The organism is Sulfobacillus thermosulfidooxidans (assembly GCF_001280565.1).
GTDB classification, from domain to species: Bacteria; Bacillota; Sulfobacillia; order Sulfobacillales; family Sulfobacillaceae; genus Sulfobacillus; species Sulfobacillus thermosulfidooxidans_A.
The window spans coordinates 2,937,657-2,960,543 of sequence record NZ_LGRO01000001.1; the positions used below are offsets into that span (position 1 = coordinate 2,937,657).

Sequence of the window (22,887 nt, forward strand, 5' to 3'; positions counted from 1 at the left end):
TTTGTGGGAAGTTTTTCTCATCCCTTGTCTTTTCAATTTTATGTCTTGTTGTGCCTGGACACATCGGCCATTTGGGATGCCTAAATGAAGCAATGCCAAAGAGCTACCAAAATTTCGTAAAAATAATACATTTGTTATCAAGATTTGATACGTTATAACTATCTCGGCACGATGATTCGATTTCAAAAAAGTCGGCCTGCGCCAAGTTTGTTCTGATATCGATAATGAATGCAAAAATGATGGCAGGGAGGGAAGCTGATGAATTTAACACTGATTTTACGACAAAAGATGGGGAAATTGTTTTCGCTTGATACCTGGCTTCCCACAGAATTGCCAGAGTATGCTACGGGCTTTATGTATACTTTAGGATCTTTAACCGCCTCCAGTTTTGTGATCCTCTTGCTTTCTGGGATTGTGATGGCAGCGAATGGACCACAGTGGTGGACTATTTCTCATCTGGGGTTTTTTGTCCGGGGTGTTCATTTTTGGTCTGTGCAAGCGTTCTTTTTCTTTATGGTTATGCATCTATTGCGCGTATTCTTTTCCGGAGCCTGGCGAGGAGGACGGGAGAGAACCTGGTTATTAGGTACCCTTGCTCTTCTTGTTGCGATACCTACGGCATTTACAGGCTATCTTATGCGCGGTGATTTTTATTCCCAATGGAATGCGGTTCAGGCTAAAGACGGGCTCAATGCGTTGGGCTTCGCTTGGTTTAACACCTTAAATGCCGGTCAAATGTATGGACTGCATGTGATTGTGTTTCCGTTTGTTTTGGGCTACATCATCGCGGTGCATATTGCTATGGTGCGTATTAAAGGCGTCGTGCCGCCCTATCCGACTCATGAAGAGTTGATCGCCCAAGGGGTTATTAAACCATCCTCACCTAAGGAGGTGCCTCATGTACCATCCGGACATTGATGTAACTCACCGCTATAAATATATTCCGGCCGATTTTGCCAAGCACTTGCTGAGCACCACGATTGTAATAGCGATTTTGACCATCTTGTTGTCGGCAATTTTTCATGAACCCGTCCGACCAGCGATAAAAATTAGCCAATATGCCAGAGAGCATCCCTTAGGTTTCGTCAAGGTGGCGATGGGTGACTTAGATGGGCAAGGCGAAATTGCCAATTATGGGCCGCCTTACAATAATGGAAATGGTTCAGTCCAGGATTTTGTGCAACGATGGGTCGGCATCTTGCACCCCGTTTATCCGCGGGAAGATTTTATTCTCAAACCATTACAATATGCTGCGTCTATCAATCCCCATTTCAATCCGCCACTGCAGCAATTTTTAGCGGCCAGTCCCAGTCAACAAACACAGTGGGAAAGGGCTTACAATCAGGTGTTGCCTAAAGCAAAATACATCAATGGTCAGATCATTGTACCTCCAGCTCCTTATGGTCCGGTTGCATCGTTAATGCAGGATCTTTTGCAATTGGGACAAAGTGGATTAATGACGGGAGCCTTAGACCGGAGCCCGGCAGACTACCAGTTTGATAATCAGAACTCGCTGCTGTTTTTGCAAGGCAAACCGCTTCATGATGCCGCGGCAAAATTGGAACTCAAAGGCAACCAATGGGGCATTATTCATGAAGAAGATGCGCCATATCCGGGGCCTTGGTGGATGACAATTGTCACCGCTATCTATCAGATTCCTTTTATTGCCAATGCCTCGGCAGCTGACGCCTTGGCTTTAGGATCCGGTTTAGTCCTCTTCTTATTTCTTATGTTTGCCCCATGGATTCCTGTATTGAACCGGCTTCCGAGGTACTTAGGTGTTCACCGATTGATATGGCGGGATTATTACAAAAAATATCATGCTAAGGATTTTCAATTGTAAACGAGTCCACAGTATTTGGGAATGGATGGGGAGAAATCGTTCAGCCGTGGGATTTCTCCCCGTTTTTGACCTTCGCCATTTAAGGCATGATGGGCATCCATCCCGCAAAAATGCGGTAACTCCAATTGAATACGGATTTCGAGGCGGCAGCCATCCGTCCGACATTGACCCATTGTCGTTTACCTCCATAGAGGGTATCACTTAACGTGAAAATACCCTTACCGTGTCCGAGCCACATGACGTGAAGAATATAGGGGTTGTAAGGCTTGCTGGTTTTATGTTTGCGTTCTGCCCAAAAGGCATGGACAGCAGTCCTAGCTTGCAACATGGCTATATGACCCAGTTTAGGCAATGCGGAGCGATTCACGTCGCCCACCGCATAGATGTTAGGCCACCTTTCGTGACGGCAGTATTCATTGGTTGGCATCCATCCATAACCATCATCAAGTCCACTTAAACGCAGGAGTTCGGATCCGGGATAAGGGGGGACCCAAATCATTCGGTCAGCTTCCAGGGTCACTCGATTCTTTAAGATTATGCTCGACCGGGTCACCCGGTCATATTGGGCATGGGTGATAAGATGAATGTCGCGCCGTTTTAATTCCTTTAGCAGAAATTCTTGACTTTTTGGCCCGAGGGATTCTCCTGGTACGCCGGCTGGCGTCAGTATGGTAATCGCTGTGCCTTTCCGGCGGTTTTGCTTGGCTAACCAGGCATCGAGCAAAAATCCCACTTCAAAACCGGGCACGTCTAAAGATGCTTGCAGTTGAATCGGATCATAAGGACTTTGATGTAAACAGCCAATCCCGATGACAATATGATGAATGGGATTGTGCACGGCATATCCCGTGTTGCGGGCCAGGTAATCTTCGCACACCCCGCTTCGTTGGGGCCCTAGCCCTTTGATGGTTGCCCAACCGGGATCGGACCCTGTGGCCACAAATAAGGTGTCATAGGTCAGTGGGGGATGTCCCGTTAAAATGACCTGCTGCGAACTCGGATCAATTTTGAAAATCGTGTCCCGAATAAAGTGAAACCCTGCTTGTTCATATTTTCTGGCCATATGAATGTGCCATTGATCCGCAATGTGAGGATGACCGGCTGCTGCCATCACCATGGCAGGCCGGTATGTCATCATGGGCCATTGATCCACAATGGTCACATCAATTTCATGATGGGAAAACAGTTTGTGTAACCAATAGGCGGTGGCAGAGCCGCCAAAACGGGAACCGAGAACGACGACTTTATGCATGGAACATCATCTCTTGAGGGGCATTCAATAAACGATATTGTCGTAGTAGTAACTGGTTGAGCACTTGATATTCGGCGACGACGCGGTCTAATTGCGCAGCCAGACTATGGTTTTTGTGATTCAAGGGCAAATTCAGATTTAATAACCTGGCCGCCTCTTCGGTTTTGGGTATCAATGACACGGTTCGTAATTGCTTGACGTTGGTGAGGCCCATGGCTTCTAACATGATGCGTAATTCCGAGGCCGTAGCATTAAACCAATTTACGCCATGTTCTACGGCTTCGCCTACGTCAAACCGGGGTTTTGTGTGATGGGAACTGTCGGCAAAAACCAGGGCGCTAGCTCCTTCAAGCGTCGTTGACATGAAAGGGGAGAGCTGCATGTGGCTCATCGCAAACAAAATGGCCGATCCCACTGCTACGGCATCAGCACCGAGTGCAAGTAATTTGGCCATATCGGCAGCGCCTTTGATGCCCCCTGACGCAATCAGAGAGATATGATGAATGCCATGGTCATCTAACCAGCTCCTTGCTCTTTTGATGGCAATGGCTGTGGAAATGCCAAAGTGGTCAGAAATTACCGCGGGACTTCCTGAACTTCCGGCTTCTTGGCCATCTAAGGTAATGACATCGATCGGCCACGAGGCTAAAATGGCCAGATCCCGTTCAACGTGGTTAGTCGCGGGCAGTTTGACTCCAACAGGGATATCAGGATTAAGAGATTTGATGTGATATAACATCTGGGGAAGGGACGGGGTCCCCGAATGAATCACGATATGCTGCTTATGGGCTATGCGTTTGAGACGCTTGGGCAAGTGTTTGTGTTTCGAAATGCGAATAGCGGCTTCCGCTCCTTGACCGAGGTGAATTTCGATCATATCGGCTAAAAAGATCATCGGATTTTGATGGTTCCAAGGACCTTGTGACCACTGTAGAATCCAGCGGTAAGCATAGGCCCGTTCTTCAGGGAGAAAAGGACCTTCACCTGAAGACGTGGCAGTTCCGGCTAACGATGAAATTTGAGCCAAGGCCAATTTAGCATCGGCACTAAGAGCCATGCCATATGCCATGGGGGCAATGAGCACCGGCAATTCCAGTTGTAGCGGTTTTTTGGCGCGAGGCCCGATGGTTACCGCCAAGGAGATGTCTTGAGTGCGTGGTTCCCTAAATTCCAGGGTTGCCGGATCAAAGGCTAGTTGATCAAGCAAGCTTGGCTGAAAAACAAATGACCCCATAGGATGTTCTGCCGCTTTGCCATTCTGGGCACGTTGCAGGAGTAAGAAAATTTCTCGCCAAGACCAGGCTTGGAGAGCAAAAAACACTTCGGTCAGATGGGTGCGGGGGGAAGAACCCGCCAGTTTTTCTGCTCCATGCCCCACCCAGCGAATGAGCCACCATAAAACAGCGATTCCGGCTATGAACAGCACCATGATAACGATCAAAACGGTCCATATCACTGTTGGTAACATAATAAATTCTCCTTTAGAGCCCTGTCATTTGAAGTCTTCGGCGATTTATCAGGCCAGATGATGTTTGGCGTGCAGGGCGTTAGCAATCAACCGAATGAGAATGGAACTCACCAGGACAATCAAGCTGACACTTAAGTCGACGGGATTGAAAAAATCTAATAATAAATGGGTTGCGGTGGTCGGTGTGGGAATAAAAAAGGTAATTAGGATTTCCAAAATGGAAAAAATCCATACCGCCATGGGAGTCAGATTATAGGATTTCGTAAATAATTTAGATGAATTGACGCCCATACAAAATAAATGGGCTGCCAAATAAAAGACAATGGCGCCTGTCCAAATCAGCAAAATTATCAGTCCCGGCCGGCTCAAATAAAATGTGTGGCTTGATTGGTTGCTCAAGACGTAAACAAGCGGCCAGCGCAGACGGAGAACGGCATAAGGCCCAATGGATCCTACGGTAATCACATAAATCAAAGAAATAACTATCCCTTGGAAGAGAATCGCTCCTAACGTTAGTTTACGAATGAGCATCTGAGTGGGAGAGCGGACAAAATGAGCCACGGTCACCGAGACTTCATTTTGTTTCCACAAAAACCAAGTACTCAATATGGCTTGGAGGAGGGGATGGACGACAATATGAGTGGAGGGACGGAGTGCCCACCAACAATGGACATTTGTCCATTCGATCGTAATGAGCAAAAACAGGAGCAGCATCAGCACAGGAAACCAAAACTGAATATTACGAGCGAGCACGTGAAAGGAGCGACTGGCAAACCAGGCGGATTCCGCAGCTATCATCAATTTCATGGCCCAAAGCGGGGTGAGCGGGTAGAAAACAGCGGACAGCATTTGCGCAAAGAGTGCCAGCATCGTGGCATCAAGAATCAAACATAAGGTGATATGAATGAACAAAATCGGCCAGGCAAAACCATGCCACGTCTGACGCATCCGGTCCGTAAGAATCCCCGGGGGCGTAATCTTCATCCAGATGAGTGCCAAGGAGCTCATCACGATAGCCATGGCAATGCTGGCTAATATGGCCCACGGCGTGTCATCTCCTGCCAACAGCAAAATGGCTTGGGGCCAAATGAAGATGGCCCCTGTGACAATGGACATGGCAATATAAAGAACATATTCTGTAGCCCCAATCGGCTCAATCGCTGTGCTTACCGTAAAATCCCTTCTCCTTTAACAGAAATCGTCACCGTAATTTGTGCCTGAATAGGCATAAACGATGAAGAATGTGTGCCAAACCACAAAATTCGTTCGCCGTAGCCAAATGGGTCGACCTTGGTGACATTGGCCCGGTGAATAGCATCGAGACAGGACTGGAGAATCTGATGTTCTGCTTCCGTAATCACCGTCTGTTGACTAGACAGCTGCATGATTTGATGTCCTGACACCTCGTCGATATATCCGGATAAGCGAATATTTTCTTTGACATCCAAAGTATGTCCCATTTGGTGAATACTTAATGCGCGGTGCTCATGCATCGTGGTTACGTTGACTGTTTCGTGATTCCAGGAAAAGGACAAAGACGTTTTTTGCACCCGTCCGGTTAAATAGCCAAATCCTTGGGTCTCTTGATGGGTAAATATCACAGGACGTCCTTCAGTCGGGTAAACGGCGATGTGCCGAATCCGAAAATCTTTTCCAGTGAGAGACACTAATGGGGTGAAGGGGCTGATTCCGGCACTCACGCCATTAGACCAAAATTGCCAACCGCTTTGTCGGAGACGAATGGGCTGACAGTTTTTGCATTCAAAGTACGCCGATAAGAAGGTGCGGGGCGGAACCACTTGGGGAGAAACATATTCCACGATCGGTTCCAGTGGCACTTTGGCAGCCATTGTCCAATAGGTTTTGGGAACGGTGCCTTCCGCATTGATGGCATTGATGATGGGCCACAGTTGTGGCCAAGAAAGATGGCAGGACCAGACCAGAGTTTGCAATTGCCCTAAATATAGCGCACGGCTTGATTTTTCTTGGGCCCGCATGAGGGCTTGAGGAAAGGTGCTGGCATGAACGCTGACGGTGTAATATTCCTGATTAGGCTTGATGCTACTGAGTGAACTAGGAGATAAGGTGACGTTGGGAAACACAAAGATCCATTGGTACTCATTAGGCGCTTGAGTTTTGTCGACACCAACAGCCAAAACAATACCACGGTGTTCCAGCGCTTTCGAATCCCAACAACCAGTTAAGGAAAGAGACAGCATGATGACAACGAGAAAATGACTCAGAATTCTCTTATTCACCGGCTTCCATGCGCCCCCGCTGTAAATGTGCTGGTTCCTTCACCTTTTCATGCTCGCTGCTTACAATGACCAAGGGACGTGCGGCCGAGAGGCGGGTCCGCAATAAAGTCCAGGGAACGCGGATCAAGTAGTCTTTCCAGTCAGTTCGTCTAAAAGGTGTTGCCGGTTCAAAATAGGGGGTGCCAAATGAAGTCATGGCGCTTAACATGCCAATTAAGAGTAGCGTGACTAACACAATGCCCAGAATTCCCATGACAGCCGATACCAGAAGCATGACCACATTGACAATCCGCCACGTACCCGTGAGCTCATAAACGGGCACGGTATAAAAACTTAATGCGGTTAACGTGATGACCACAATAATTTGAGGGCTCACGAATCCGGCTTTGACTACAGCGGTTCCCACCACAATTGCCCCAACCGTCCCAATCGTGGTACTCATCGATTTGGGAAGGCGCAAAGCCGCTTCGCGTAAGATCTCAACAATGACCACCATTAAGATGGCTTCGACAAATGGTGAAAAGGGCAGGGCAGCATGATCACCTAAAGTAATGACGAGCAACGTGGAAGGAATTAAATTGGGATTGACTTCAGTAAGGGCAATATATAACGCGGGAAAATAAATCCCCAAAATCCATCCCAATAAGCGGATTGTTCGCACAAACGAGGTATCATACCAGGCCCCTGAATAGTCCATGGCTGTACGGTAAAAATCGCCTAAGGGGGCAGGAGCAATGAGGACAAAGGGATCTCCATCGACCAAAATCACAACTTTACCCTCGAGAAGCCTCCAACAGGCAATATCGACTCGTTCGGTGGCGCGAATGGTCGGAAAAATAGAGCGGGGATGGTCGCGAATGAGCCCCGCAATCAATGTGGAATTGGCGTGACCACTGATTTTGACGTGTTCTAAGCGATTCAAGCAGGTTTCAATCAAAGACGGGTTGGCCACGCCTTCTAAATAGGCCAGGGCCACCGTGGTGTGTTGGCGGGTTCCTACCGTCAGTTTGTGAAAACGCAATTGAGGATCTAAAATACGCTGACGTAATTGATTCATTTGGGTTAGGATTACTTCATTAAAAGCTTCTTCTGGTCCTCTTACGCTGAGTTCAGTTTGAGGCCGTCCGATGCTGCGTTGACGGTATTTTACGGTGTCTACTACCCAGACCTTATCTAGTCCGGGGGCAAAGATGATGGTATTACCTGCCGCTAAGGCTTCAATAATCTTATCCCACTGGGTTTCCGAATGAATGTGTCCGGGGGTGATGGTGGTTTCGCCCCATGACTCAGGGGGGGCCGTTGTCTTCAACAAAGGTGCAATAATATCTTGATCGACCATTTGTGTATCTGACAGGCCGTCAATGCTGGCCACTAGTACTTTGTTGGGGGCGCAAGCCGGCACAATAATCCAGCGCAATAACACATCAGGACTAGAGCCGAATCCCGATTTGAGACGGTCATAGACCGCTGACAAATCCGGCGAATATTGGACGAGCGAATAAGGAGGTTTGGATAATAACGTGGTCCAGCCTTCCAATTCTTGGAGAAGCGGCTTCGCTAATTTGATTACATCTTTTACAGCATCAGCATTGAGCGGTTCGTCCACCAGTTTGTTGTCACCTCGATCCTAGTGTGATCGCCCAAAGATTTTTCCATGCAATGACTATAATCACTACAGACTTTTGCTACCATTAACAATGAGAGTTTGTGGGAGTAAAGAAGTTCGAGGACTCTTGGTGAAGGATCTGAAGCGCATTTTGTCGACGTATCTGATGTACCGCGTTAGGAGGAATAATCGTGCACTCTTTTTGGGCGATTGGTCTGATGACGGGAACTTCTGCTGATGGCATAGACGCCGCTTTGGTGAAGATTATGGGAGATGATCCATGGCCAACATGTCAGCTGATTGCGTTTGACTATCATCCCTTTTCGAAGAAATTGCGCCATGACATTTTTTCGCTTTTTCAAACTTCCATCTCTTTATGGCAATTGGGATACGTGCACTCTCAGTTGGCCCGGGATTCTGCTGACAGTGTTCAGAGACTTCTTGATTATCAAGGACTTCAAGCAGAGGATGTTCGTGTTATTGGGTTTCATGGACAGACCATCTCTCATTTCCCAGAAATTGGTTTTAGTCTTCAAATTGGCGATGCAACGCTCTTAGCGGCTTTGACCGGTATTCCTGTCGTCTCGAATTTTCGAGCGGGTGACTTGGCTGTAGGAGGTCAAGGCGCACCATTAATTCCGTATTTTGACTACGCCATGTTTCGATCTAAAGCCCGAACACGAGTCCTTTTGAATATTGGGGGCATAGCGAATATCACCATCATTCCTCAGGATGCAGCTATCCAAGATGTCATAGGCTTTGATACAGGTCCAGGCAATATGCTAATAGACGGGACGATCGCATTAATTTCTCACGGAAAGCAGGCCTTTGATGAGGGCGGACACATTGCGGGATTGGGTCAGGCCAATGCGGTGTTGGTAAAAAAGTGGATGAGTCATCCATATTTCAAACAAGCGCCTCCTAAAAGTACCGGACGGGAAGTGTTTGGCTTGGATTTTTGTCAGCAACTTGTCAGTGAAATGCAGCGCCAGCACATGAGCCAGGAGGATAGTCTCAGGACAATAACAGCTTTCGTCGCGGAAAGTATCGCTCAATCTATTCGACAGTACGTTTTCGATCCCTATGATCTCATTGTTGCCGGAGGCGGAATGCACAATCAGACCTTGATGACAGAATTATCCACTAGGCTCGGAAGAATTAATTGGCAGAAGACGGATGATTATTACATTCCGGGCGACGCCAAAGAGGCGATGGCTTTCGCCTATCTCGCTTGGCAATATCTTGAAGGACGGCCAACCAATGTGCCGTCTGTTACCGGTGCCAAGAAAGCAGTATGTTTGGGAAATTTATTTCTTCCCTAGAAATGTCAATGATGGTGGTAGGTTTCTTAGAGATCGCGATGCTAATCTTTAAGCTGAAAGACCCAAATAGGACCCTGATGGACTATCAGCATCCAATATTGCGGATGGGTTTTGAGACGTCTTAGTGTTGCGTTAACTACAGATAGAGGGGTTAACCGGTTGGCCGGATTGACATTTTGGTTAAGAATGACGACAGTATGAAGCTGTAGAGCGGGCCGAGGAGGCAAGGGAAGGAACCGTACAACCGAACGTGATGATACCGTTGCCAAGGTGCTGTTTTGCCCATAGACCGGTACTCCAGGGGGAATCTTGCTCAGACAATCCACCAAGGCTCTGGTCGGATTCTTGTTATACCAAATAAGGGGTTTTTCTTCCTTCGCCCATAAACCCACACTCAATGCGGCAAGACCCCAGGGAATCAGAAATGTGGCCGGACGAGAAGGCAGCTGCCTCCACAATAAAATCAGGCTGATAAACCAAAATGGAGCAATGGGTAGCGAGTATTGATTAAAAGCATTCATTTGCGCAGAGAATAACGAAAGCCCATTGAAGACAACCATAATCCATGCCGGCCAAGCCCACCCTCCTCGAATGAGACCCCATATTGTCGGGAGAAAGGCTAGCGGTGCTCCTAGCAGCAAAATATACAGAATATCGACGTGCCGGAAGGCTGCGGTCAAAAGAATCTCGGGGTGGAGGATTAGATTTTTTATGCCGGACAATGGCGTTGGACCAAGCCATCCGTAATATTGTTGCCATTGCGCCATTTGATGACCGGCCAATGCGGGAAAGAGCACATCGACCTCAACATAGGCGAGAAGAACTCCTATTAAGAAAGTGGCTAGAGCCATTTTCCATTGTCGCCGTAAAAGCCATGGCGCTGCCAAACCTATTATAATCAGTGCGGCCGTGACTTTAGTTAACAGCATCAACATACAAGAGAGCCAAAAGTGGCGGGTGTGGTGCGTTTCGATGGCCCACGCGGCATAAAAAAATGCCGGAATGGCCAAGGTATCGGGATGCCAATCAAATAGCGCCGATCCCAATACCGCCGGATAGACTGAATAAAGACATAGAATTCCCCAAAAGGGTATGGAACCCACAGGATATTTTTTCATCCACCACGCCAAAAAAGGAATTCCTGATGCTAACGCTGCGGATTGAAGGAATAAGATCCCCGGAGAATGAAGAATTGAATAAGCCCAACCGATAGGATAGAGAATCCACGATCCGGCATCCGTCAGTGCGTCGTGTCCGTTGAGGGTCGATTTTGCCAGCCAATGTCCATGATTAATCAGCCACAGAATTTGTGAATAATACCCAAAATCCCATGTCGTGGCTCGCTCCGAATACAAACGAATAAGCGCTGCTGTCCAATAGATTATGAAAACGATGAGTGTCAATAACCATATTTTTTGGGTTGTCTTAGGATTTGTATAAAATGTCTGAACCGTGTTCTGACCTCCTCATTTCACAAATGTTGTTTAATTACCTAACATACGACAAATTAAGGCAAAAACCCTTTCATAAAGGGAAAAGTTTGTCAAAACTTTACATGATCTCTGTGGAAAGATTCAGCGCATTGCATGTCAAAGCCTCGAAGGATGAAGTGATGTGTTGAATGTTCACGATGACCTATAAATCTTTTGGATTTTGGTGAACGACAAATGCACTGACGCAATCATCACCGACACAAGACTGTGTTGCAGTGTGATAATCCTTCATAAAAAGGGCATTGATGATTTGTGCTTTTCCCAAACACCATAAAGAAATTGTGATGTTGTGAATAACCGTTGATAGCGAAACGGTGCTGAACATAATCGACACGGTGATTGGAATGAAGGAAACATAATTGTCATTCATCTACTTCATTCGTTAAGCCATATTCGGACTTTATTACTGGTTTACCGAATCGAAATGTGTTCAAACCAAGCTATCCTAGTTCCTTTGGAGGAACGGCTGAGGACCAATCGGACACGCGAAGCCGCCCCAGGTGCCCGTATTTCTTGCTCTCGCGAAATCTTACGCTAATAATATCCGGATTTGCCTATCAAGGCAGATCCCAATGTAAGGAGGGAGAATATGGATCAGTTGGGTTTGGCCCGTCTCCAATTTGGGGTCACCACAGTGTATCATTTCTTGTTTGTTCCCATTACCATTGGATTGGCTTTTCTTATCGCGATAATGGAAACGATTTATGTCCGAACGGGCAAAGAAGAATATCGACCGCTCATTCAATTTTGGGGTCGGCTATTTTTGATTAACTTTGCTGTAGGGGTTGTAACAGGTTTATTGCAGGAGTTTCAATTTGGTATGGACTGGGCTAATTATTCCCGGTTTGTGGGAGATATCTTTGGAGCACCTTTGGCTGTCGAAGCATTGTTAGCCTTTTTTATGGAATCGACATTCATCGGTGTATGGAATTTCGGATGGGATCGACTGTCGAAAAAAGTGCATTTGCTTGCCATTTGGTTGGTCGCTATCGGCACGATGACTTCCGGTTTTTGGATTTTAACGGCGAATTCGTTTATGCAAGAGCCCGTTGGATATCAAATGGTCCATGGAACGGCGCAAATGGTGAGTTTTGGAGCGCTATTGACCAATCCTCAGTTATGGGTGGAATTTCCACACACGATTTTGGCGTCGTATTTAACCGCATCGTTCTTTGTTTTGGCGATTAGTTCCTATCAATTACTGCGCCATCACTATCCCGATTTATTCAAATTTTCATTTCGACTGGCATCAATTGTGGGATTAATTTCAGCCGTGTTGGTTATTGTTGTGGGGGATTTGCAAGCAACACACCTTGAAACGTCGCAGCCTATGAAGTTGGCCGCAGCAGAAGCGCTGTGGAATACCACATCGCAGCACGCTCCGTGGAGTGTCTTTGCGATTGTGGATGCAAAGGCGCAAAAGGATTATGCACAAATTCAAATTCCTGATATGTTGTCTATTTTGGCCTATAAACGTTTAAGTGGTGCCGTGGAAGGCATTCATCAAGTGCAAGCCCAATACGTGAAAAAATATGGTCCGGGCAATTATGTGCCGCCTGTAGCTCCTGTTTATTACACGTTCCGTCTGATGATTTTCGCGGGAACAGCGATGTTAGCGTTAGCGGCCTATGCAGTGTATTTGTTGAAGAAGTCCCGATTTGCTGAAAAACGGTGGTTTCTTCGGGTTTTGGAATGGAGTCTGGTTCTGCCTTACTTAGCCAATTCTGCGGGATGGATTATGACAGAAGTTGGGCGTCAGCCGTGGGTCGTATATGGTTTACTCAGTACTGCCCATGGGGTATCTTCACCCCAAAGTGTTTCAGCAACCGATATTGCATTGTCTCTTAGTGCGTTTGCATTGGTCTACGGATCTATGGCGATCGCCGCGATTTACCTATTTCGCAAGTACACGTTCATGGGTTTAGATCCCACAACGAATCAACCAGAATCGGTCACGGATAAAGACATTTTACTGGCGGGATCAAAATCATGACAGGTAGTACTGGTACAAGGGGTACAAGGAGGGATTAGCGATGCTCAATGTATTTTGGTTTATTTTAATCGCGGTGCTGTTCGTCGGTTATTTTATTCTCGAGGGATTTGACTACGGCGTGGGGATGATATATCCCCTAGTCAGTCGAAACGATCATGAACGACGCATGGCCATTAACACCATTGGACCTTTATGGTCTGGCAATGAAGTGTGGTTGATTACCGCGGGTGGAGCACTATTTGCGGCATTTCCTTTTTGGTATGCCACGCTCTTTAGTGGATTTTATCTGGCCCTGGTATTGATGCTAGTGGGTTTGATCTTTCGCGGTGTGGCTATTGAATATCGTAGTAAAATGGCCACCGAAAGTTGGCATCGAATCTGGGACATCTTATTAAGGACAGGCAGCTTTTTGCCGGCGTTGCTCTGGGGAGTCGCGTTCGCCAACTTGCTTCAAGGAGTTCCCATTAATGCCCAGATGAACGATGTCGGTGGCTTTTGGAGTTTACTTACGCCTTATACCATATTAGGGGGTGTGCTAAGCCTTCTTCTCTTTCTGGCACAGGGAGCGTCTTTTTTAACGTTGAAGACGACTGGAGAATTGCGCGCTGCGTCATTACGTATGGCAAAAACCTTGTTAACATCAGTCTTGATTGTGGCTCTGGCGTTTGGGATATGGACGGCAAATTTACCGACGCTTGATCACCGGGCAACTTACGACCTTTTGACGGGACTTGGATGGCTAAGTCTGTTTGCTGCACGGTGGATGATACAAAACCGCCAACAATGGGCATTTTTACTGCAATCTCTCATGATTGCACTGAGTACTTCGGGATTTTTTGTTGGTTTGTTTCCGCATGTTATGATTTCAAGTGTTTCCTCTCACGACGACTTAACGATTTATAACGCGGCAGCTAATCCTTATACATTGCATGTCATGACCATCGTCGCATTGACCATGGTTCCCATCGTCCTCGCTTATCAAGTGTGGACATACTGGGTTTTTCGTAAACGCATAACGCCACAAGAACATTTAGAATATTAAAAGACAGGTTATTACGTCTTGGGCGGTTCGTGATGAAATGCTCAAGGATTTTAACCCGGTCAACGTAAAGGGATTGGGCGATTGAGGTAATGATAGGGTTGCTTAACACGTAGAGAAAGAGGTGGCCAGAATGAACGAGGAGCACAGGCACGCAAAAGGCAAATGGGAATCTTTCGATCCCGAAGAAATTCCGCCAATTGAAGATGATTTACCTCCGGGAGCACACCGCACGCCACCCAAAGGGTATCCTCTTGATCGGAATCAATACGCTATTCCAGCATGGTATGCTTTACCAATTGATACGCCAGAACATGCTCGAAATGCGGCTAGCCGTTTTCCTCAAATGGATGTCTATGATCAATTGGGGCGCGCGGCAAAAGAGCGGATTTGGCGGCGCATTGTGGATGCCGAACGGGTGTTTGGGATTGAACCTAGCCGTGAAGTGTTAGAGCGTGCCGGATATTCAGAATGAAATAAGTTGAAGGATTGGAGCGTCCGTCGCCACCTATTATGGCCGGTCGGACGCTTTTGTTTTGCATCAAACGTCGGCAGCATCTTTTAGGGCTTTATCATAAATCTCATGGAGTTAAATGCATTGGGACATGATGATGTGCAATAAATATCGTATAAAACGATAATTGAAATGTGAGATATTTCGGGAGCGCCGTATGCTGATACGGATATTTAAATTCTTTGGGATAATTGCCATCCTCTTCACGGGTCTGGGTATTTGGATGGAGTATTCATTAACAACGTGGATTGTGGGGAGTATTCTCTGGTTTGCTCTTCTCTGTGGCAGTATTTATTATGTTTACAATTATGCAATGCGGTGGTATATAGAGCGATCCGAACCAGAAAGTGCCGAATCCAATCCCCTTGCTGCGGCTAATCTTTTTTATGAAACGGTCCATTTGAAAAGTGAGAATGGTTCCCCAATCGAAGGATGGTATATCCCGGCACGTCCAGACGATGGATCGCAAGATCCGGCATTGACAGGTCCGGTTGTCATTTATTCTCATGGCTTCGGTAACTCTCGTGAATTGGCTAAAGACGTCACATATCGACAAATGGTTCGACTTCATCATGAAGGTTACGCTATCCTGACTTTTGATTATCCTTATGGAAATAGACCTGGTGCCCATAAAGTATCAGCGGGCGTCTTAGAGAGTCTCGATTTGAAGGCCGCTATCGATTTTGCACGACATCAAAAGGGTCATCACTTTGTAATCGTCTGGGGTTTTTCTTATGGGGCAGGAGTGGCTTTATTGTTAGCCATAAATGCGCCGCATCATGGTATGGATGCTTTAGTTTGTGATTCGGCGTTTATTCCCCGTGAAAGAGTACTGGAACACATGCTAGAACGGTTTGCCGGATTACCTCGGTGGTTGTCTCGGCTGTTGTTGCCACATTTCTGGAAGAAGTTTTTAGGAGACAAATGGGAGCATCATCCCATTGAAGGTGTATTAGACACGGATTTTCGCATTCCTATCTTGCTTCTTCATGGAACCGATGACCAGGATGCTCCGTTTACAGTTATGGAAGAATTGGCGACACGTCAAAGCCATACCCAATTTCTTTGGATCCCGGTTCGTCATGGTCATCACATGGAATTACAAGACGTGTTAGGAGAAGAGGAGTACAACACCATGATTATACATTGGATAGCGACGCAATATGTTTTGTCAGGTCTTTCAAGGTGATAATAATATATCGGATTTTATGGGATATCTTTTTCGTATCACGGCAAAGGATGAACGACAAAGCCAAGAGACTATTCGCTCTTGGCCAGAATTATGAGATGTCTTTATTTTTTGTGTACGAGGACGTTAAAGGTTTGATAATTGTTTTCGAACGTAATTGACTCAAAATCGACTTGACCGGAAAATCCTTCAATGGTTTTTGGAATAGCCGTCCAAAAGTCTTCATGTTGAATAACTATAATGGCTGACTCTCCTGTTTGAAGTTGATTGACTGCTTCCGCAATCCGTGGGCGTCTTTCGCTTGCGGGAAGCCCTTTTAAATCTAATACGACCATAGTCCAGAACTCCTTAATCATGAGGTTTGATGTGAGAAGATGTCCACGGCTTTTACATTATCGGGAGCGGCAACGAGACACTATGCTTCCCCTGGGGAATTTTCCTCTGGACAACAAGGCGGAGCTGTTCACTGTTATTGATCTGTGGGCTTAGCAAAAATTGTCGATCTCTTAAGAGCTAGAAAAGCCTTGCACAATGACTTTAATTACTATAACTTTTATAGTAACACAATCACACGGCTTCACCCAGGGAAGGATGCCTCATGCTCACAAAAACAGAGTTCCAAAAATCCGATTACAGTACGCAGCACCAACCCCCCCATCACTCAAGGTGGGCAGCCCTTTTTTGGATTACGCTTGCCGAATTGCTGGCGATGAGTGTGTGGTTTAGTGCATCCGCTGTAACAAAAACATTACAAGTCGAGTGGCATTTGTCGGCTACGCTGCTTAGTTGGCTTACAGCTACTGTACAACTTGGCTTTGTCGGAGGTGCTTTAATTAGTGCCACCCTGGGTTTGGCGGATCGCTTTCGTTTACGTACCTTGATGGCGTGGGGAGCATTCGGCGCTGCAACAACCACCGCGCTTTTGGTAGTTTTTCCTTACGGTGGCTGGGAACCTTTTGCTTTACGCATCCTAACGGGAGCCTTTTTGGCTGTTGTCTATCCTACAGCTGTTCAGTGGATTGCGAGGTGGTTTCCCCGCCAACGCGGATTAGCCGTGGGGATTCTCATTGGCGGTTTAACAATGGGATCAGCTATGCCTCATTTGCTAGTGGGTTTTCCCTTATTACGGCACTGGCAAGCGGTGTTAATGGGAAGCGCAACACTGGCTATTATTGCCTGGGGTGTGATTTTGTGGGTGGTTCCAGAACATCCTGGAACCTTTCCTGCGCCCGTATTTCGATGGAACCGCATCGGTGCAGTACTGCGTGACAGACCGGTGATGTGGGCGAACTTGGGATATTGGGGTCATATGTGGGAACTTTATGCCATGTGGACCTGGTTACCTGTATTTTTTGTTGCCAGTTGGTCTCGTGATTGGAATGGCAATACTCTGATTGGATTAGCGGGAACGGCCAGTTTTATCGCTATTGGATTGGCCGGATTTGCTGGAGCCCTATTTGGAGGATGGGCAGCTGACCGCTTTGGCCGAACGCGCGCCACAATGGGAGCCATGACCCTCAGTGGCACGATGGCGATTCTCATTGGATTTACCTTTCACAGGGCGCCTGCTTGGACATTTCTCATCGCTGTTATTTGGGGCATTACTGTGATTGCCGATTCAGCCCAATTTTCCGCAGCCGTAACAGAATTAAGTGCCCATGATTTGCAGGGGAGCGCCTTAACCTTGCAAATGGCGGTCGGATTTCTCATTACCATTGGCTCAATTGAATTGGTCGGCATGCTTGAGCCGGTTTGGGGTTGGCATTATGTACTGGCGGTTCTTGCAATCGGTCCGGCAATAGGAGTGTGGGCCATGGCGCGATTGAGACGGCGTCCCGAAGCCGTGCGGTTAGCTCAAGGCCGGCGTTGAAATTGTCAGCAATAACTGTGATCGGATTCATTTTTGATCAGGATTGATAAACTTTTCCTCATTCGTTGGATTAGGTAAAATATTGCTTGAGAACTATGCATTTTTTGCATAGGGAAGGACGACCTTAATGACCGATGAGGATCTGCATATTTTTCGCACGATTGCTATGACCGGAAATTTATCCCGTGCGGCCTTGCTGTTGCAAACCAGTCAACCGACGATTTCTCGTCATTTACAACATCTTGAACAGGAATTAGGCACGACATTAATGGATCGGTCTAGCGGTACTATTCAGTTGACCCCGGCAGGAATGCAAGTGCTGGAGTTTGCGCAACGGGTTCTGGGGGAATGGGAGGCCTTAAAGCAATCTTTTAATCACTATGAACCTATTAGGGGATTCATAGAAATCGCCTCCAGTACGGTGCCTGCGAAAATCCTGGTGTTACCGGCGGTAGCAACTTTTCTGCGTCAATATCCTCACATTCACATCCACGTATCCATCATGAATTCCCAGATGGTTTTTCACGCCCTTGAACAGGACCGTGCTGCAATGGGTTTTGTCGGACTTGAACCCCTGTCTAAATCGTGGCGTAGTGAATTGATAGGCCGAGACGAAGTGATATTGGTTGTCCCCAATCTGCCACAATATGAAAAATGGTCGACATCCATTCCCTTAAAAGATCTTGCGCAGCTGCCTTTTGTTCAGCGTAAAGAGGGATCGGGCACTCAACTGACAGCGATTACTGCTTTGAGAGAGCGGGGATTAGAACAGGATTGGCGTGTGGTCTGCGAAGTGGATTCTCATGAAGCCTTGATTGAAACGGTGGCCACGGGTATTGGAGTGGGTTTTGCTTCCCGGCAAATTGCGGCAATGATGACTAATCGCCACGTGAGAATTCTATCCGTGGAAGGAGGGCCGATATTGCGTCATCTATACTTGATTCGCAAACAGGATATGGATAACGATAGTGCGTCACAGTTATTTCTGCAGCATATTATGCAACATGACATCTTGAAAAGCCCTTGATGTAACGAATGGGAAGGGTACGCGACCTAATGGGGATTATTGTTTAAGGTATTTCAAATAGTGCATGGGAACCATTGTCAAAACTCATCCAAGCTTCAGAAGACGATAAGAAATTGACAAAGGACAGGGCTGTGCTCTGGGGAAAAGAAATTTGATTCCAACTCCTTCCGCCATTGTCTGTCACGAAAATTTTATTGGCAGTCCAAAAATATCCCAGTTGCGGAGAACGGAAAAATAGACCGCGTGGCGGATTTAACGTGGATACAGTATCAGGAAGGTTGTAACGAATCCACTGACCCCGAGTATTCTTATGATAGAGAAATAACTGTAAAGGATGCTGCATCTTATAAAGAGCAATCGCTTTGGGACTGGGATGGGACTGGCTAAATTGTGCCGACGCTTGGGACTGCGCCAGGTTCGTCCCTAATGCCCAAATATCATGGGCACGAGGTTCAGCTATCCACTGGGGACTGACCGGCCAGTGCAAAATTTGCCAGTGAAATTTTGCGCCAGAATATACTGGGTATCTAAAACGCATCGGAACAAAGCCATGCGGTGTCTTCACCGCAGCCAAGATCGATTGGGCACTGGTTGTGAGTGTGCTAATGCGGTCATGAGGTAGAGCCGTGATGTGATAAAACGTGCGTCCCTGATTAAGGCTATACCACAAATTGCCCTTAAGAGTTGTCATCCATAAGCTATGATGAGGTCCAAAGTCTAGCGTTCCCACTAGTGTAGGAAATTTGTGTTGTATCGACCATGACATGCCGTCATTGTGGCTGATTAAAAGATCGGATTGGTAACTTTGAGTGCTAATGCCTACGCCCATATGGGAAGTCAATACTATCGGTCCATTAGGAGTTACGGGAGGATAAATGGCGGACCAGGTTTTCCCTCTATTGCTGGTTCGCCATAACATATTCATCCCTTGAAAAGAGGAAAGAACGAACCCGGTTGGGGGTGAGGGAAATGATATCGAGAGAATGATTTGATTACCAGGCACAAAATTTTTCGACCAAACCGGTGTGAATTGACGTCCTCCATCCCTTGTCATCAAGATTGGCCCACGGATTAATGGCAAATAGCCGACAAGATGGCTGAGGAAAAGAAGACCGGCTCCTTCTCCATCTACATACCCCGTTAAAGGAATAGGGGGATGTGATAACGGCATGGATAAAGATCCTGTACTGGCTAACAATTGCCAGGTTTGACCTCCATCATGAGTGGAATACAAGGATTTGCTTTCAGCTCCAGCTCCCATTTGGTGTCCTACTAAAAGCCAACCGGTATGGGCTGTAAGAAAATCCACGGCATTTATCAGGATGCCTGGATGGTTAAGTGGTGAATTGAGAGGGAACCAATTTTTTCCTTCGTTGTTGGTGCGCATTAAATCCGTTGTTAAAGTCTTATAATCCGTTTCGACTATGTATCCAGTGGTCGCCGAAAGAAAATCGGGCGCGCCTAAACTGACATCAGAAGGAGCCTGATAAATGAGTTGCCAGGTTTTTCCGCCGTTTAAGGTTTTCATTAATTGATTGGCATTTGAACATGCGGTATCAGAACATGTGGTTAACCATCCATCTTGAGGATTAAGCATATTGAGGTGAGTGATATGAGGATGATGAAAAATCTGTTGCCAAGTATGGCCACCATTGGTGGTTTGAAATATCCCGTCAACTGGGCCAATGACCCCAATGGCTTCGCCGTCTTGGACAGTGAAAAATTGCACTGAGGCTAGGGACAGTGTTGCATGTGCAAGGACTGGCCGGATACTTGAGGCCGTTTGATTGAGACGAAAGGGCTGAACCTGAAACGATAAGGGTTTAGACATCGAGTGTTTGATGCCACAACTGGCCAAAGTCAGTAAACTGATACTGCCAAAAATGAGAACCTGCCCACGCTTCATTGTTTGACTCTCCTTCAACGACGCCCCACTTCAGTCCTACTTAACTTAACGTAATGCGCGTCAAAAGGTCACATTTTCAAACAATAAATGAGGGTCACCTCGTTTAAGATGACCCTATCAAAAAGCAATCCTTCAGATTGGGAAATTGCCTTAGTGCAACGCGGCATTCAATAGGCCTTTAAGATAGTCATTTTCGGGAACGGCTCCCAAAATTTCTACATGACCATTGAAAATGGATTTCGGCACACTAGAGACGTCATACCGGGCTGCAAGCTCGTTGAAGGTTCCGGAATCGATGAGGTCGGCGGTAATTTGCGGTTGAACGAGCGCCATGTCATGGGCCAGGCGGACCGCTCTGGGGCACCACCGGCATGTCGGCGTCGTAAAAACCTGAATATGGACAGGTTGCCCTAGTTGTTTTAACGTTTCTTGAGCCTTTTCGCTCAGCGTCACATGATGAGTGGAAAGTGCCTTGATATCTTCTAAAAACGTGCCAAATTCTAGACCACTAGGAATTCCGACATAGCGAATGCCCGTTTGCTGATGATCTTTATTGGCCAATATGCCAATAGGACCCGTGATACTTTGCCCCGTCTCATGTCCGGGTTCTAGTTCCGGAGCACTTTCCAATGTAGTCACCGAGAACAGAGGGGTCAGCTGGGCGACTTCTTGAGAAATATCCCAAAACACCTGAAAATACTCGGCTTGGGGGCCAGGATAAATGAAAAGTTGGACGGGATCTTGGAGGTCTTGAAGAAATTCAGAAACTTGTTGTTGAAGTTTTTCATCTAAATATGCCATATCTGTCACCCACTGAGAAGATTTCGGTCAAGGTCATGATAAGCCCGATGCTGTTACGGTAACACCTGAGCTCAAAGAGTCAATGCATCATTAGGCCTAAGCTAGCACATCGTGGAATACGCGATGTCTTACAGTCAGAAAGGATGATTAAAATAGGGTGAAAAGATGTCTGGTGGGAATTTGACGAAAGTAGGTGGATGGAACCATGGGAAGGCATACTGGGTTATGAATGAAAAAAAGACCGTTTCGACGGAACTTAAAACGGTCTTTTGGCCTGCTGTTTAGAAGATTAAATACGAGAGAGTTTGAGCAAGGTTAATTCCTTGGCGACCCGGAGCGCTTCGGATTGTCCATGAGCATCTGCAATGCCCTGTCCCGCAATATCAAAAGCCGTACCGTGGTCCACTGACGTTCGTATCACAGGCAAACCTAATGTTACACTAACGGTGCCGTTAAAATCTAAGGTTTTGGTGGCAATATGACCTTGGTCATGGTAAAGGGATAAGACCCCATGATACCGGCCCATGCGGGCTTGATAAAAGACCGCGTCGGCGGGGATGGGACCCTCCACCGAAAGACCGTCATGTTGTGCTTTTTTAATAGCGGGAATGAGGATCTCTTGTTCTTCTGACCCAATTAACCCGTTTTCTCCTGCATGAGGATTTAACGCAGCAACGGCTAAAATGGGATGAGCAAATCCGAGTTCCACTAGGTATTGGATGCTTTGGCGAATTCCCTCATATACCCGGTCCACTGTTAAAAGCTCAATGGCATCTTTTAGAGGATGATGCCGGGTTAAAAAAAATACGCGAAGATTCCCTACCACAAACATGGTTATCACATGGGAGGCAGAAAATAGTTCAGCCAGCATTTCAGTGTGGCCAGGATAATGGTAACCTGCCGTGCGTACCGCTTCTTTGTTGATGGGTGCGGTATTGATTGCATCAATCTCTCCGCGTAATGCCGCGTGAATAGCGGCGCCAATGGCTTGAACCGCCATCTCTCCCGCTTTGGGATTCACTTGGCCTAATTCAGGCGTGGAATTCACCTGTGTGGTCGGCACAATCTCTAATGTCCCGTGCAGTCCTTGAGCGGAAAGAGGGTCTTTGATGACGCGTAATTGCAACGAAGTTTTTGTCCGGGCTAAGGTTTCTTTAAAAACCAGGGGATCCCCATAAATCACAGGAATCATCCCTTCATAATGAGAATGGTCGGTTAAGGCTTTGGTAATAATTTCGGGACCGATTCCTGCTGGATCGCCCATCGTGATGCCTACCCGTATGGGGCGCATTGTCAATTGATTCAT

General features: G+C 46.8%; 19 protein-coding genes. 9 read left to right on the forward strand and 10 right to left on the reverse strand.

Annotation, left to right across the window (positions count from 1 at the left end; translation table 11 throughout):
* Positions 1-258: 258 nt before the first annotated feature.
* Together AOA63_RS14295 and AOA63_RS14300 are read left to right on the forward strand one after the other, a co-directional pair.
* Positions 259-918 carry a cytochrome b N-terminal domain-containing protein gene (locus tag AOA63_RS14295; protein ID WP_053960337.1) on the forward strand — a complete coding sequence of 220 codons (660 nt, stop codon included), beginning with the start codon at positions 259-261 and terminating at the stop codon, positions 916-918.
* Complete coding sequence (locus AOA63_RS14300; protein ID WP_053960338.1) at positions 899-1,843, forward strand: hypothetical protein; 945 nt, start codon at positions 899-901, stop codon at positions 1,841-1,843. Before AOA63_RS14295 ends, AOA63_RS14300 begins: the two co-directional genes overlap by 20 nt.
* A 79-nt stretch (positions 1,844-1,922) precedes the next feature.
* Here AOA63_RS14300 and AOA63_RS14305 read toward each other — a convergent pair whose 3' ends face one another.
* From AOA63_RS14305 to AOA63_RS14325, 5 genes are read right to left on the reverse strand one after another with little or no spacing between them, the layout of a single operon-like run.
* Positions 1,923-3,095 carry an NAD(P)/FAD-dependent oxidoreductase gene (locus tag AOA63_RS14305; RefSeq protein WP_053960339.1) on the reverse strand — a complete coding sequence of 391 codons (1,173 nt, stop codon included), beginning with the start codon at positions 3,093-3,095 and terminating at the stop codon, positions 1,923-1,925.
* Positions 3,088-4,563 (reverse strand): FMN-binding glutamate synthase family protein, encoded by a 1,476-nt coding sequence (locus tag AOA63_RS14310; RefSeq protein ID WP_053960340.1) that lies wholly within the window; start codon positions 4,561-4,563, stop codon positions 3,088-3,090. The genes AOA63_RS14305 and AOA63_RS14310 overlap by 8 nt, the downstream gene beginning before the upstream one ends.
* Before the next feature lie 48 nt (positions 4,564-4,611).
* Positions 4,612-5,679, reverse strand: coding sequence for a GerAB/ArcD/ProY family transporter (locus tag AOA63_RS14315; RefSeq protein ID WP_053960341.1), 1,068 nt, complete (start codon positions 5,677-5,679; stop codon positions 4,612-4,614).
* A 50-nt stretch (positions 5,680-5,729) separates the two neighbouring features.
* Positions 5,730-6,821 (reverse strand): Ger(x)C family spore germination C-terminal domain-containing protein, encoded by a 1,092-nt coding sequence (locus tag AOA63_RS14320; RefSeq protein WP_053960342.1) that lies wholly within the window; start codon positions 6,819-6,821, stop codon positions 5,730-5,732.
* Positions 6,814-8,427 carry a spore germination protein gene (locus tag AOA63_RS14325; RefSeq protein ID WP_053960343.1) on the reverse strand — a complete coding sequence of 538 codons (1,614 nt, stop codon included), beginning with the start codon at positions 8,425-8,427 and terminating at the stop codon, positions 6,814-6,816. Before AOA63_RS14325 ends, AOA63_RS14320 begins: the two co-directional genes overlap by 8 nt.
* Before the next feature lie 191 nt (positions 8,428-8,618).
* Here AOA63_RS14325 and AOA63_RS14330 point away from each other — a divergent pair, with 191 nt between their 5' ends.
* A complete protein-coding gene (locus AOA63_RS14330; RefSeq protein WP_053960344.1) occupies positions 8,619-9,749 on the forward strand; it encodes an anhydro-N-acetylmuramic acid kinase in 1,131 nt (376 codons plus the stop codon).
* Positions 9,750-9,790: 41 nt separating this feature from the next.
* Here the strand turns inward: AOA63_RS14330 and AOA63_RS14335 are convergent, their stop codons facing one another.
* A complete protein-coding gene (locus AOA63_RS14335) occupies positions 9,791-11,152 on the reverse strand; it encodes a DUF2079 domain-containing protein (RefSeq protein WP_171822729.1) in 1,362 nt (453 codons plus the stop codon).
* A 679-nt stretch (positions 11,153-11,831) separates the two neighbouring features.
* Between AOA63_RS14335 and AOA63_RS14345 the strand changes: the two genes are divergently transcribed.
* The 4 genes from AOA63_RS14345 (at position 11,832) to AOA63_RS14360 (ending at position 15,977) form a co-directional block, all read left to right on the forward strand.
* Positions 11,832-13,235 (forward strand): cytochrome ubiquinol oxidase subunit I, encoded by a 1,404-nt coding sequence (locus tag AOA63_RS14345; RefSeq protein WP_053960347.1) that lies wholly within the window; start codon positions 11,832-11,834, stop codon positions 13,233-13,235.
* 40 nt (positions 13,236-13,275) lie between these two features.
* The gene (gene cydB, locus AOA63_RS14350) at positions 13,276-14,277 is read left to right on the forward strand and encodes a cytochrome d ubiquinol oxidase subunit II (RefSeq protein WP_053960348.1); all 1,002 of its coding nucleotides are present in this window, start codon (positions 13,276-13,278) and stop codon (positions 14,275-14,277) included.
* Between the two features lie 130 nt (positions 14,278-14,407).
* Positions 14,408-14,749 (forward strand): DUF6582 domain-containing protein, encoded by a 342-nt coding sequence (locus tag AOA63_RS14355; protein ID WP_053960349.1) that lies wholly within the window; start codon positions 14,408-14,410, stop codon positions 14,747-14,749.
* 196 nt (positions 14,750-14,945) lie between these two features.
* The gene (locus AOA63_RS14360) at positions 14,946-15,977 is read left to right on the forward strand and encodes an alpha/beta hydrolase (RefSeq protein WP_053960350.1); all 1,032 of its coding nucleotides are present in this window, start codon (positions 14,946-14,948) and stop codon (positions 15,975-15,977) included.
* Positions 15,978-16,081: 104 nt separating this feature from the next.
* Here the strand turns inward: AOA63_RS14360 and AOA63_RS14365 are convergent, their stop codons facing one another.
* On the reverse strand, positions 16,082-16,312 hold the full coding sequence (locus AOA63_RS14365; RefSeq protein ID WP_053960351.1) for a DUF2249 domain-containing protein: 231 nt from the start codon (positions 16,310-16,312) through the stop codon (positions 16,082-16,084).
* Between the two features lie 263 nt (positions 16,313-16,575).
* Here AOA63_RS14365 and AOA63_RS14370 point away from each other — a divergent pair, with 263 nt between their 5' ends.
* Together AOA63_RS14370 and AOA63_RS14375 are read left to right on the forward strand one after the other, a co-directional pair.
* Positions 16,576-17,847 (forward strand): MFS transporter, encoded by a 1,272-nt coding sequence (locus tag AOA63_RS14370; protein ID WP_053960352.1) that lies wholly within the window; start codon positions 16,576-16,578, stop codon positions 17,845-17,847.
* A gap of 127 nt (positions 17,848-17,974) precedes the next feature.
* A complete protein-coding gene (locus tag AOA63_RS14375; RefSeq protein WP_053960353.1) occupies positions 17,975-18,874 on the forward strand; it encodes a LysR family transcriptional regulator in 900 nt (299 codons plus the stop codon).
* Positions 18,875-18,917: 43 nt separating this feature from the next.
* Here the strand turns inward: AOA63_RS14375 and AOA63_RS14380 are convergent, their stop codons facing one another.
* From AOA63_RS14380 to pdxA, 3 genes are all read right to left on the reverse strand, one after another.
* Entirely contained in the window at positions 18,918-20,780 is a 1,863-nt protein-coding gene (locus tag AOA63_RS14380) for a WD40/YVTN/BNR-like repeat-containing protein (protein ID WP_053960354.1), read from the reverse strand.
* A gap of 150 nt (positions 20,781-20,930) precedes the next feature.
* Positions 20,931-21,581 carry a protein disulfide oxidoreductase gene (gene pdo / locus AOA63_RS14385; RefSeq protein ID WP_053960355.1) on the reverse strand — a complete coding sequence of 217 codons (651 nt, stop codon included), beginning with the start codon at positions 21,579-21,581 and terminating at the stop codon, positions 20,931-20,933.
* A gap of 289 nt (positions 21,582-21,870) precedes the next feature.
* Entirely contained in the window at positions 21,871-22,887 is a 1,017-nt protein-coding gene (pdxA, locus tag AOA63_RS14390; protein ID WP_053960356.1) for a 4-hydroxythreonine-4-phosphate dehydrogenase PdxA, read from the reverse strand.